The sequence below is a fragment of the Hoyosella levis genome (assembly GCF_026008515.1).
In the GTDB taxonomy this organism is placed as follows: Bacteria; Actinomycetota; Actinomycetes; order Mycobacteriales; family Mycobacteriaceae; genus Lolliginicoccus; species Lolliginicoccus levis.
In genome coordinates this window covers 21,390-33,452 of record NZ_BQYM01000001.1, presented here as the reverse complement: position 1 = coordinate 33,452, position 12,063 = coordinate 21,390, and the positions used below count along the sequence as shown (strand labels likewise).

Here is a 12,063-nt window from a genome sequence, read left to right as displayed (position 1 = left end):
GCACGGGCACGTCAGCGCATGCCGTGATCGCGTGCGATCCGGAGCAGCAGCTCGGCGAGCTCATCACCGACGAGCGGGTCGTCGTCAGCGATGGCGAGGCGAGCCTCCATGCTGAACGCGGCGATCGCCAGATTGCGCAGCGCCTTGCGCTCGCGCGCCGGGAGATCAGCAAGCCCTGGAACATCATTGGTCACCGCATCGGTCGCGGCGCGCAACCTGCTGATGGCCGGCTCGAGGCGCTCGCGCAGGTGCTGGTCGGTCCGCGCGTGCACGTTGATCTCGTCCCAGAAGGTCCCATAGGGCGCCCGATAGATCGCGCGCGTGCTCTCGAGGATCAGCTTGATCGAAGGCTGCTCGGTCTGCGCCGCATGCTGGGGAAGCAGGTCGCGGAAGACCGCGATCTGGCGGGCCCCCACCTCATCGGCGGCGGCGGCGATCAGGTCGATGCGCGAGGGGAAGTGCCGGAATACCGCGCCCGTCGAGACGCCGGCGCGGTCAGCTATCCGCTGGATGGTCGCGGCGCTGTAGCCCACCTCATCGATCGCGGTGATCGTGGCCTCGATGATCGCCGCCATCGTCGCCTGGCGCCGCTGCGCCTGCGAGCGCCGCACGGGAGACGATCGGGCACTTGCGTTCGAGGAAGCCGTCACGGTGCCCAAGTGTAGAACGACCGCTCGGCCCTACCTCAATCCCAAGGAGTGATAGTGACCAAACCCCAGCTCAACGACCCGGCCCAGAGGCCTGCATGCACGGCGTGGCCTCGCTGGGGCGAACGCGTGCACCGATCAATGATCGCCCTGGTGTTGGCACTAGTGATGCTTCCGCTCGTGGTGGTCAGCGGTGCGTCGGCCGAGCCGCCTCCGCCCGCCGATACCTTCTATGACCCACCAGCCGAGCTTGCCTCCCTGAGCCCCGGGACGATAATCCGCAGCAGGCAGGTAGAGGTGAACGCGCTCCAGCTGATCCCTATCAATGTAGACGCCTGGCAATTGCTCTACCGCACTACCGACGCCTCGGGCGCGCCGGAGGCAGCAGTGACGACCATCATGGTGCCCCGCGGCGCTACCGGACCCCGTCCGCTGCTGTCCTACCAGGCCGCCACGGACTCCACGCTGCGCATCTGCAACCCATCCTATTCGCTGGTCGCAGGCTCGCCGATCGACCCTCTCAGTCCGGCAGGTCCGTTCACCTTTGCCCTGCCGTCCGCGGAGGTCGCGCTCGCCGCGGCGGGACTAGCCGAGGGGTGGGCGGTGGCGTTGCCGGACCATGGGTCGATCGACGATCGGTTCCTCACGCCGCGCCAGCCCGGGTACGCGGTGCTCGACGGCGTCCGCGCCGCGACGAGCTTCGGCCCTGCCGGGCTCGACGGCATCCGGACACCGACCGCGTTGTGGGGGTACTCCGGCGGTGCGATCGCCTCGAGCTGGGCGATCGAGGAGCACCCTGCCTACGCCCCCGAGCTGAACATCAAGGGGGCCGCGTTCGGCGCGCCCGAGCGGGACCTCGAGGAGTCGCTACGATCCGCGAACCGCGCGCTGCTCGCCGGTCTCATCCCTATCGCGCTCGCCTCGATCGCCAAGGACTCGCCGGAGTTCGCCGCCGAGATCGACCAGTACCTCACGCCTGGGGGCAAGGCCATCGTCGCGAGGGCGCGCAACCATTGCGTCGGTCAGAACGTCCTCGAGAACATCTGGTTCGACTACGAGCAGCACCTCAATGCACCGATCGAGGAGCTCCTCGCGAACCCGGTGATCCGGCGCGAGATCGACGCGCGAGGAGTCACCGGCCGAGTGCCGACCATTCCGACCTACATCCACAACGGGGTCAGCGAGGAAGTGGCGCCCATCGTGGGCACGGACAAGCTCGTCCGTAGCTACTGCGAAGGCGGCGCATCGGTCACCTACCGGCGCGAGGAATTCCCGAGCAATCCACCGAAGCAGTTCATCAGCACGCACGGGATCATCGCGATCAGCGGAAGCCCGGGCGCGTTCACCTGGATCAAGCAACAACTGTCAGGCAATCCACCGTTGACGGCGGGGTGCGACATCCAGACTGTTCCCAGCACGCTCGTCGAGCCCGGGGTCCCAGAGGTCATCGGGCCCTCGTTCATCCAGAACCTGCTGTCCCTGATCAACGGTGAGCCGATCGGCGCCCACCGCTAGATCACCGGCTCCCGCTTCTCGGAGGTGGTCGGCCTGCGGGCGCAGTTGCGCGGGAACGAGGACGAGCCGGGCGCTCGACACCTAGACTCGCGCCATGAACTGGTCGCAGTCCACCACCTCCGATGGGCAGACATTCGTCTACGACGACCGTGGCTCGGGCCCCCTGGTCGTTTTGTGGCATGGATACCCGGACACTCCTTACGGCTGGGAGGCAACGGCCCAGTTTCTGGCCACTGAGGGGTACCGGACAATCACGCCGTGGCTGCGCGGGTTCCACCCCGCGACGGTGCAGCGCGGGCGCGATTTTCATGCAACGACGCTGGCCATGGAGACATCGCGGTTGCTCGATGCCATCGGCGAGAAAGACGCCGTTGTGGTCGGCCATGATTTTGGCGCGTCCCTGGCCTATGGTGCCGCTGCGTACACCCCGGAGCACGTGCGCGCGATCGTCGCCGTCGCGATCCCGCACCCGAACCTGGTGAAGCCGAGCCTCGGTCTTGCCTGGGGCGCCCGGCATTTCGTCGAGCTGCGCCTGCCCTTTGCCCGGTGGTGGGTACAGCGGAAGGATTTCAAGTACATCAGCGACGAGTACGAGCGCTGGGCACCGAACTGGACCGGAGAGGCCCGGGATCGCACCCTCGCCGAGGTGAAGAAGTGCTTTGCCGAACCAAGCAACATCGACGGTGCTCTGGCCTACTATCGCGAGTTCAACGGGTATTTCGGCCGCGCCGGCTACCCGATCGACAAGCGTGGCTTCGTCGTGGGTGGAACCGCGGACCTCATTCCGGCGGAGGCTTTCGAGGAAACCCCGTCACGCCTGGGGGAAGGCTCGTCGGCGCTGATCATCGAAGGTGCCGGGCACTGGCCTCATCGGGAGGACGAGCCCCAGTTCCAGGCCGCGCTGCTCAAGTTCCTGCGGTCCCTCGATTGACGCGCGAGCACGGGATTCGTCGCGACTGACGTCGAGAGCGGGTCCCGGCTATCTCCAGCCATTGCTGGAATATGTAGACTGGTCTAGTCTAGAGGTATGCCAGGAAACGAGAAGGGCACCGCGACCCGGGCCCGCATGGTCGAGTCGATGCTCGAGCTCATCCAGTCCCACGGCTACTGCGGCACGGGCATCTCCACGATGCTCGAGCACGCGGGAGCACCCAAGGGCTCGATGTACTTCCACTTCCCCGGTGGCAAGGAGCAGGTCGCTGAGCAAGCCATCGCCGCCGCGGGCGCACGCTTCCACGATCTGCTCACCGAGCTCACCAGCGAAGGCCTTCGGCCAGGACAGCTCATCGCGCGATTGATCGACACGCTCGCCTCGCTCCTCGCCGACAGCAACTACCAGCTCGGCTGCCCAGTCTCCGTGGTCACCCTCGAGATGGGCGCGAGCAACGAGCGCCTGCGCGAGGCCTGCGCGGGCGCCTACGCCTCCTGGACCGTCCCGATGAACGACTACCTCGAATCGCTGGGAGTGCCCACCGAGCGGGCGCGGGACCTCGCGGAGACGACTGTCAGCACCGTCGAGGGCGCGATGATCCTCAGCCGCGCCCAGAACGACACAACCCCCCTTCACCGCGCCGCCCGCGTCCTCGCGCCCCTGCTTGACGCGGAGGCGACCGCTTCCCAGGAGACCGGATCATGACAACACCATCACGGACCGCCCTGGTCGTCGGCGCGACAGGATTCGTCGGCCGCCACCTGATCCTTCAGCTCGCTGCCGACGGCGTCACCGTCCTCGCCGCCTGCCGCACCACCGGATCCTTCGACATGCTCGCCGACTGGCTCGCCGAGCATGAGGCTGCCGCGCCACCGCAACGGGTGATCGTGGACTTCCGCCAGCCACGCCTCGGCATCGACAATGACGCGAAGATCAGCGAGGTGACCGAGATCTACAACTGCGCGGGCGCGTACCGGTTCGGCATGAGCGTCGAGGAGGCGCGCACCGCCAACGTGGACAGCGTTCGCGAGCTCGTCGGGCTCGCGGCCACGCTCCCCCGCCTCGAGCGGCTGGTGCACATCACCGGGTACCGCGTGGCTGCCCACGATTCCTCGCCCGCGCCCTGGAGCGACGAGAAGGCATCCGCCACCTATGGCAGCCTTGGCGCCTACGAGGCATCCAAGCTCGAGTCCGACGACATGCTCCGCACCGAGGCACAGCGGCTCGGCGTGCCATGGACGATCATCAACCCTTCCACGGTCAGCGGCACCAGCCCCACCGGCGAGTCCGACCAGTACCTCGGGCTCGCCGATATGCTCGCCGAGCTGTGGCAGGGCACGTTGCAGGCGATTCCCGGGGGCCCCGACACCTTTGTCCCGGTCGTTCCGGTGGACTACCTCGCCCGGTTCATGGCGCTCGCGGCCACCGACCCCGAAGCGGCCGGGCGCGCCTACTGGGTGCTCGATGACCAGACGCCACCGCTGCCGAAGCTGCTAGCCCTCATCGGTGAGCACTACCAGGTGCCGGTGCCGCGATGGCGACTGCCTGTCTCTGTGGTCAAGCGACTCCCCCAGGCGATGACGAAGGCGGACCCCGAGACCCTGTCGTTCCTCTCCAGCGACCGCTACCCCACCGGCGGAGCGCTCGAGCTTGCCGACCGCCACGGCCTGGAGATGCCACCAGCCACCAAGTCGCTCGTGCGATGGGCCGATCATCTCGCGGCGCATCGCTTCGGGCTTGCCGCTGACGGGCACGCGCTGCCGCGCCGATTCACCAACCTTGCCGGTCAACGCACCTTCCTGCTCGGCCCGGATTCGCCCCGCATCCTGGTTCTGCCGGGGCTGCCCGTCAACGCTGATACCTGGGCCACCGTGGCTCACCAGGTCGGCAACACGGCCGTGGCCGACCTGCCCGGCCTGGGACTGAGCAGCGGTGGCTCCACGGATTGGCCCCGGTGGATGGACGATCTGCTCGCCGATACGGGCGCGCGGCACCTCGTCGGGCATTCCCTCGGCGCGGCCGTCGCCGTAGAGGCCGCGCACCGCAACCCTGCCGCGATCGGGCAATTGACGCTGGTGGCACCGTTCTTCCTGCAATCACGCCCCCGAGCGATGTCCCGCATCCCGATGCTCACCAGCGCCTGCTTGAAGCAGGCCGGCGCGACATCGCTGGCGACACGGATCACCGGGCATGGCGAGCACGCCGACGCTCTCCGTGGCGTGGTGGCGGACCTCCGGCGCCCTGGTGTCGCTCGGCGGATCGGCAATTTGCTCCACCGGGCCGCCGACCAGCGGTGGCGCGAGTCGCTAGCACGGCAGCTCGCCAGCTTTCCGGGGCGCGTCCAGGTGATCGTCGGCTCGGAGGATCCGCTCGCGCCCTGGGCGACAGACCTGCTGGCTTCCCTCGGTGACAGCGCCCGCGTGAACGTGATCGAGGGCGCCGGGCACCATCCGCAGATCACCCACGCCGCCCGGCTCGCGGAAGCGCTGGCGAGCGCGGCAATGCCCGCAGCAGGCAGGTGAATCGCCGTCAGCAGCAGTTCGGGTCCAGCACCGCGCACAAGGCCGCGAGAGCGTCGCGCCGTCCGGAGTGCGCGACGTTCATCCCCTGCCGTTGCGAGCTGACGAGGCCTGCCTTGCGGAGCTGGGTGAGGTGATGGCTCACCGTCGACTCGGAGAGCTCGAGGAAGGCCGCCAGCTCGCGAGTCGTGTTCTCGCCCACTGGGCGGCTCAGCAGCAGCGACACGAGCCTCACGCGCACGGGGTCGGCGAGTGCCTTGAGGCGCATCGCGACCTCGAGCGCGGCCTGTTCGCCCACTGGTCCCGCTGCGACGGGCGCGCAGCAGACCGGGTCGGACATATCGACGACGGGGAGCGACTTGGGCATGAACCCGATTCTCCAACCTTCTTGACATATGTCAAATCCGGGCCGATGATGGGCCTATCGAAGTCATTCGATATATGTCGAACCACTGGAGGTCATCATGTCCCGCATCCAGCTCGCCCTCAACGTCGACCGTCTCGACGAGGCCATCGCGTTCTACTCGAAGCTCTTCGGGGTCAGTCCCGCGAAGGTGAAGGAGGGATACGCCAACTTCGCGGTCGTGGACCCGCCGCTGAAACTGGTTCTGATCGAGAACCCTGGCCAGGGCGGCTCGCTCAATCATCTCGGAGTCGAGGTGGAATCCAGCGAGGAGGTCCGCAACGAGATCGCGCGCCTCACCGAGGAGGAGCTGTTCACCCAGGAAGAGATCGGAACGACCTGCTGCTTCGCCACCCAGGACAAGGTATGGGTCAGCGGGCCAGACGGAGAACCGTGGGAGGTCTACACCGTGCTTGCCGATAGCGAGGTCTTCGGCAGGAGCGCCGCTACCGGTGGCCGCACCGCAAAGGCGTGTTGCTAGTCCGGACCACTCGAGGACACCGTAGCGTTCTGCTCCGTGGCCTCCGGAACAACGATGCATAGCTTCACTGTCGAGCTTGCCGACCTCGATCGCGGCGTATTTGAGCAACTGGACCTTCGATTGGCGCGACACCCCTCCGAGACCGTCGAGTTCATGGTCACGAGGCTGCTGGCGTATTGCCTCGAGTACCAGGAAGGCATCACCTTCAGCGACGGGGGCGTTTCCTCCGCCGACGAGCCCGCGGTGCTGGTACGCGACCTGACAGGGCGACTGGTCCACTGGGTCGAGGTCGGCGCGCCCGATGCTGAACGAATCCATCGGGGCAGCAAGCGAACCGGATCTGCAGCCGTCTACACCCACCACGATCCGGCGCGAGTGCTTGCGCAATGGGCGAGCAAGCGCATCCACCAGGCCGAGGCGATCCCTCTCTACAGCTTCGACCGAGCCTTCATCGATGCGGTCGCCGCGCTCATCGAACGCCGCAACGCGCTGGCGCTGTCGATCACCGAGCAGCAGGTGTACCTCGAGCTCAATGGCAACGTACTGACCTCTCTGGTGGTCGAGCACCGCCTCGGCTGACGAGTGGGTGGCAAGTCCCGCGATTGACACAATGCAACAGCAGTTGTAGTTTTGTTGCATGCATGCTCCGGGTTCCGAGGACACCGAGGAAGCGATCCTCGACGCCGCCCGCGCGCGGATCATGCAGGTGGGCATCCGCCGCAGCAGCATGGATGACATTGCCCGTCGAGCTGGAGTCAACCGCGTCACGATCTACCGGAAGTTCGCGAACAAGGACAGCCTCGTCGAGGTTGTGCTGGCGCGAGAGGTCCAGCGGCTCCTCGCCGAGCTCACCGCCATCGTGACCGCCCACGAGGCGGTCGAGCAGCAGATCGAGGAGACTGTCCTCCACGTTCTCCGTCAGACCCAGGAGCACCCGGTGGTGGTCAATCTGCTCAAGGTGGCACCGGAAGAGATCCTCGAGTTCGTGACGGTGCGCGGCGAGCGAGGCGTCACCCTTGGTATCGAGTACATCGTTGCCGTGCTCGAGAGCGCGCAGGCGATGGGCCTGATCGAGAAGTACGACCCCCGCCCCATCGCGGAGATCGTCGCGCGCCTGGCCCATTCCGTGCTGCTGACGCCCCGGGGTGGTCTGCGATTCGACGACGAGGACCAGGCCCGCCAGTTCGTGCGGGCAGCCATCGTGCCGCTGGTCAGGCAGGGAACCAGCTCGAAGGAGCAAGCATGAACATTCCGATTCGTCATCCCGATAGGCCCCGTCCGGTGCCCGGCCTCACGCCCGTCGCGCTGCTGCTCGGCGTGGGAAAGCCATCGCCGCAGCAGTGGGATGAGCTGGGCAGCGGTCTGCTTCGGGGCGATCCCATGATGGACGAGCTTGTCGAGTGGATGGCAAGCGAGGGCAAGGGGACACGGCCGCTGTTCGAGCAAGCGCTGCGGTCTGGCATCGATACGATCCCCGATGCGCCCGAGCCGCTCCGGGCGTTCTTCGCCCACTACGAGACTCCCCCGCCCTGGCTGGACCGGGACAAGCTCCGGCTCGGCGAGAAGGTCCTGCAGCGCGGCGGCCTCGACGGCTTCTACCTGGCGAGGGATGTCTCGCTGATGGGCGGCTACCTCGCGTCAGGATTCAACCAGACATTGCTCCGCACCGGTGCGCTGGAGAAGGGATCCGCGCAACGGTTCGCCGAGACCGCCCAGTGGGCACTCGACGTGACCGCCACCGGCGGCATGGACGTCCTCGGGCCCGGCTACCGGTCAACGCTGCACGTGCGACTGATTCATTCCTACGTTCGCCGGCATGTCGCCGCCATGCCCGACTGGCGCACCGAGCAGTGGGGCATCCCGATCAACCAGACCGACATGGCCGCGACGCTCGTGGGCGCGCTCATCGCACCCAGCATCGGCGCGGCAGCCCTCGGCATTCTCGCCACTCCGCGCGAACTCGATGCGGCCATCCATGTGACCCGGTACGTGGGCTGGCTGATGGGAGTCGAGGACCAGTGGCTGCCGCGTTCATTCCGCGACGGGGTGCGCGTGCTCTATCACACCTTGATGGCCATCACGAACCCCGATGAGACCTCGATGCGGCTGGCCCGCCCCATGGCCCGCGAGCCCCTCGCCTGGCACTACTCCAGCTTCGGACCGGTTCGCGGCCGGATCGCCTGGGCGCAGCACCTCTCCCTCGCGACGGTATTCCTCGGCCCCGAGGCGATGCGCCAGCTCGGCCTGTTCGGCTACATGCCACCCTGGTATCCCGCGATGCGGCTACCGATCAACCTCGCTCGCCACCTCGCCGCGCGCGTCGTCCCCGGCGCCCTCGACAAGCTGTCGCGGGATGGCCGCGACGATCAGATCGCGTTCCTACGCACCCTGACGGGCCGCGACGGAGCGGCGATCGGTGCGTCCGCGCACGCATCGCACGCCGCGTAGCCGCGGGGCTTCGCGAGATGGCCTAGCGCTGCTGATCCCGGAAGCGGTACAGCGCCCGGATCTCCTTGGTGATCGCCTTGTGCTCCTTGGTGCGCTTGCTGGCCTTGCGTGAATCTCCCCGGCTCGCGGCCCATTCGCTCTCGCGCAGGAGCTTGCGGTAGCGATCGAGCCTGCGCGCATCAAGCTCGCCCGCGGCGATGGCCGCCTGCACGGCGCACCCCGGTTCGCTGCGGTGCGCGCAATCGCGGAACGAGCAGTCGGCCGCAAGCTCCTCGATGTCGGCGAACACCTGCTCGACGCCGTCGGTGACATCCTGGATGCCGATGCTGCGCAGGCCTGGGGTGTCGATGAGCGCGCCGCCACCCGGAAGCGGCAGGAGCTGGCGATGCACGGTGGTGTGGCGCCCCTTCCCATCAGCGCCGCGAACCTCGTTGGTGCCCATGAGGTCGCGCCCGAGCAGGGCATTGGCGAGCGTGGACTTCCCGGCGCCGGACGGGCCGAGCAGGACCGCGGTGCCCGTGATGGCGTCCGCGAGCGGGCCGAGGCCCTCGCCGGTGGTGGCGCTGGTGGTCACGACGTCCACGCCCGCGGCGACAGCTTCCACGATGGCACGGGCCAGGCTGGCATCGTCGGCGACATCGGCCTTGGTGAGCGCGATCACGGGCCGCGTGCCACTGTTCCAGGCGAGCGCGAGCAGCCGCTCGATGCGACCAGCCTTGATCGGCATCGCGAGCGAGACCACGATGACGACGGTGTCGACGTTCGCGGCCAGGACCTGCCGGTGGGACGTGCGATCGGCGGACGCCCGGTTGATCGCGCTGCGGCGTGGCAGCATCGCGACCACTTCGGGCTCGGGGCCAGTGCGCAGGGCCACCCAGTCGCCCGTGCACACCGTGAGCTCGGGATCGTCGCTCGCCACGGCAATGCTCGAAGCGCGGACAGGGCCTGCGTCGGTGATCGTGTCGCAGCGGCCCCGATCAACCCGCACCACACGGGCAGGCACGAGACCAGCGGCGGCGTGCTCGGCGAATTGCTCGGCACGTGAATCGTCCCAGCCGAGTGCCAGGAGGCGCTCGGACGGGCATGGAGAATCGTGCGATGGTTGCACGGTAGGACCCTTCGGGAAGGGGCCCCGGTACTGGACTGAGGTGTTCCATCATCAACGATGGATGTAGAGCTAGGCCGCGAGCGGCCCATGGGCGTCGGTCAGATCGGGGCCCGGGAGGAATGACTGTTCCGGGCGCTGCACGCGGCAGCGATCTTCACCGCAATCATGGACCGGCCTCCCGCTCTTGTGACCACCAACGACAAGCTGAAGCTAGCACGCGCCCAATCGCCCGTCCACGCATTTTCGAGCGGAGGGGACCGAATCCCTGCCTTGTAACCACCGACGCGAGCACCCGGCAGTAAAAGCACGCGGAATCGTCAAACGCGATAGAAGCGGTCCAGATTTTCCGACGGCTTCTATCGCGTTTGCAGCAGGTGCCCGAGGCGGCAGCAGGGCCCGCTACTCGCCGCGCGGCTTCTTCCGCTGCCCGCGAGGGGCGTAGTCGTTGACGTATTCCTGGCCAGTGAGGGCCTGGATTCGCTCCATGATGTGGTCGGTGAGCGCGCGCTCGGCGGCCTTGTCCCCGCTGCTGCCGAAGGTAGCGGGGTCGATCGGCGTACCGAAGGTCACCGTGACCTTGGTGCGGTTCCAGGTGTTCTTCCCTGGCGGGCAGACCTTGTCGGTGCCGACGACGCCGACAGGGATGATGGGCACGCCGGTCTCCAGCGCGATGCGCGCGACGCCGGTCTTGCCGCGGTAGAGCTTGCCGTCGGGCGAGCGGGTCCCCTCGGGATACAGCCCGACGAGGCGGCCTTCCTTGAGCAGGCGCTTGGCAGTGGCGAGAGCGTTCTCGGCAGCGCTGGCACCCGTGCGATCGATGGGGACCTGCCCGGTCTGGGAGAAGAAGAACCGCTGGAACTTCCCCGAAAGGCCGGGGCTGGTGAAGTACTCGTTCTTCGCCAGGTACGAGATGCGACGGGGCGCAGCGAGGGGGGCGAACAACCAGTCCGCGATGGACATATGGTTGCCGGCGATGATCGCCGGGCCGTCCTTGGGAACGTTCTCGACGCCGAGGAACTCGGGATGGTTGCACACCTTCAAGAACGGTCCGATGATCGCGAACTTGAGTATCCAGTACAGAGTCTGGTTGCCACTGAAGTCCGGGTGGTGCTCGACCGCTTCGCTATCGGCCATGTTCGTCCCTGTCTCCTTCAAGGCCCCACTAGCCCGTGCCCGTAGCTGGGCACCAAGCGGGCACTAGCGTGTCGATTTTGTCGTATTGACTCTCGCCTAGTTGTTCCGGCGACACAAGTCTAGAACGTGGCGGCCCCGCGGGTGGCCCGGAGCGGTCATACCGGTGTGCCGCTCGCACCAGGCTGCGCAGCGACGGGTTGCGGCGAGCAGGGCTCCCGCGAATCATCGGAGGATGGACGTGCGCCGATTCGAGGACCTGCCCCTGACCTACAGCGAGGTGGGTGCCACCCTTTCCCCGCCATTGCCCAGCGGCTACCACGTGATCCGGATCGAGCGGGTGATCGGCGCTGGAGCGGACGCGTTCGGGCGAGCGGCGGACGCGCTGGTCCAGTGGGACGCGCATCGCGGGGCTGGCCTGTCGGTGTGGTCCTCGCATGCCCGGGCCGTCGTTGGTGCCGTTGTCGTGCTCCGGGTCGGACCAGGTCGCGCGGGATTCCTCGCGCCGTGCCGCGTGGTGGCGGTCGTCGATGAGCCAGCCCGCCACGGCTTCGCGTACGGAACGCTGAGAGGGCATCCCGAGCGGGGCGAGGAAGCGTTCATCGTCGAGCTTGACCAGGAGTCGGGGCAGGTGACCGCGCGGATCGTCGCGTTCAGTGCTGCTGGTCGCTGGTACACGCGCCTTGGCTGGTTCCTGCCCCGGCTCGTCCAGCGCGCGGTGGCCCGGCGCTATCTCGCTGCCCTGGAGGCGGCAGCGCGGGGCGAGTAGGTCGCGCGCCTAGCACTGCCTGTGTGCCCTTCATCACGAGCAGGGTCGCCTGCGCTCGTCTCTATGCTCTACTGCATAGGACATATTGGCTGAGCATTCCCGCATCAATGA

The 12,063-nt window shown here is 67.5% G+C and carries 13 protein-coding genes; 9 read left to right on the top strand and 4 right to left on the bottom strand.

Annotated elements, in window-relative coordinates; translation table 11 throughout:
* Nucleotides 1–11 precede the first annotated feature (11 nt).
* Nucleotides 12–611 carry a TetR/AcrR family transcriptional regulator gene (locus tag QC765_RS00185; protein ID WP_278312399.1) on the bottom strand — a complete coding sequence of 200 codons (600 nt, stop codon included), beginning with the start codon at nucleotides 609–611 and terminating at the stop codon, nucleotides 12–14.
* A gap of 189 nt (nucleotides 612–800) precedes the next feature.
* Here QC765_RS00185 and QC765_RS00180 point away from each other — a divergent pair, with 189 nt between their 5' ends.
* The 4 genes from QC765_RS00180 to QC765_RS00165 all read left to right on the top strand — a co-directional run bounded on the left by QC765_RS00180 (nucleotide 801) and on the right by QC765_RS00165 (nucleotide 5,615).
* Nucleotides 801–2,162 carry a lipase family protein gene (locus QC765_RS00180; protein ID WP_309297280.1) on the top strand — a complete coding sequence of 454 codons (1,362 nt, stop codon included), beginning with the start codon at nucleotides 801–803 and terminating at the stop codon, nucleotides 2,160–2,162.
* A 94-nt stretch (nucleotides 2,163–2,256) separates the two neighbouring features.
* The gene (locus QC765_RS00175; protein ID WP_278312398.1) at nucleotides 2,257–3,093 is read left to right on the top strand and encodes an alpha/beta fold hydrolase; all 837 of its coding nucleotides are present in this window, start codon (nucleotides 2,257–2,259) and stop codon (nucleotides 3,091–3,093) included.
* A 96-nt stretch (nucleotides 3,094–3,189) separates the two neighbouring features.
* Complete coding sequence (locus QC765_RS00170; RefSeq protein ID WP_278312397.1) at nucleotides 3,190–3,798, top strand: LmrA/YxaF family transcription factor; 609 nt, start codon at nucleotides 3,190–3,192, stop codon at nucleotides 3,796–3,798.
* Complete coding sequence (locus QC765_RS00165) at nucleotides 3,795–5,615, top strand: alpha/beta fold hydrolase (RefSeq protein WP_278312396.1); 1,821 nt, start codon at nucleotides 3,795–3,797, stop codon at nucleotides 5,613–5,615. Before QC765_RS00170 ends, QC765_RS00165 begins: the two co-directional genes overlap by 4 nt.
* Before the next feature lie 7 nt (nucleotides 5,616–5,622).
* Here QC765_RS00165 and QC765_RS00160 read toward each other — a convergent pair whose 3' ends face one another.
* Nucleotides 5,623–5,979, bottom strand: a complete 357-nt coding sequence (locus QC765_RS00160) for an Rv2640c family ArsR-like transcriptional regulator (protein WP_278312395.1) — start codon at nucleotides 5,977–5,979, stop codon at nucleotides 5,623–5,625.
* 97 nt (nucleotides 5,980–6,076) lie between these two features.
* Between QC765_RS00160 and QC765_RS00155 the strand changes: the two genes are divergently transcribed.
* From QC765_RS00155 to QC765_RS00140, 4 genes are read left to right on the top strand one after another with little or no spacing between them, the layout of a single operon-like run.
* On the top strand, nucleotides 6,077–6,496 hold the full coding sequence (locus QC765_RS00155) for an ArsI/CadI family heavy metal resistance metalloenzyme (RefSeq protein ID WP_278312394.1): 420 nt from the start codon (nucleotides 6,077–6,079) through the stop codon (nucleotides 6,494–6,496).
* Between the two features lie 36 nt (nucleotides 6,497–6,532).
* Nucleotides 6,533–7,075, top strand: a complete 543-nt coding sequence (locus tag QC765_RS00150) for a YaeQ family protein (RefSeq protein ID WP_278312393.1) — start codon at nucleotides 6,533–6,535, stop codon at nucleotides 7,073–7,075.
* 58 nt (nucleotides 7,076–7,133) lie between these two features.
* Complete coding sequence (locus QC765_RS00145) at nucleotides 7,134–7,742, top strand: TetR/AcrR family transcriptional regulator (RefSeq protein ID WP_278312392.1); 609 nt, start codon at nucleotides 7,134–7,136, stop codon at nucleotides 7,740–7,742.
* Nucleotides 7,739–8,944 carry an oxygenase MpaB family protein gene (locus tag QC765_RS00140; protein WP_278312391.1) on the top strand — a complete coding sequence of 402 codons (1,206 nt, stop codon included), beginning with the start codon at nucleotides 7,739–7,741 and terminating at the stop codon, nucleotides 8,942–8,944. The genes QC765_RS00145 and QC765_RS00140 overlap by 4 nt, the downstream gene beginning before the upstream one ends.
* 22 nt (nucleotides 8,945–8,966) lie before the next feature.
* On the opposite strand, the gene rsgA is transcribed toward QC765_RS00140, so the two are convergent.
* Both rsgA and QC765_RS00130 read right to left on the bottom strand, forming a co-directional pair.
* Entirely contained in the window at nucleotides 8,967–10,052 is a 1,086-nt protein-coding gene (rsgA, locus tag QC765_RS00135; RefSeq protein WP_278312390.1) for a ribosome small subunit-dependent GTPase A, read from the bottom strand.
* A gap of 399 nt (nucleotides 10,053–10,451) precedes the next feature.
* Entirely contained in the window at nucleotides 10,452–11,186 is a 735-nt protein-coding gene (locus tag QC765_RS00130; protein ID WP_278312389.1) for a lysophospholipid acyltransferase family protein, read from the bottom strand.
* Between the two features lie 232 nt (nucleotides 11,187–11,418).
* Here QC765_RS00130 and QC765_RS00125 point away from each other — a divergent pair, with 232 nt between their 5' ends.
* Nucleotides 11,419–11,952, top strand: a complete 534-nt coding sequence (locus QC765_RS00125) for a DUF1990 domain-containing protein (RefSeq protein ID WP_278312388.1) — start codon at nucleotides 11,419–11,421, stop codon at nucleotides 11,950–11,952.
* Nucleotides 11,953–12,063: the final 111 nt, after the last annotated feature.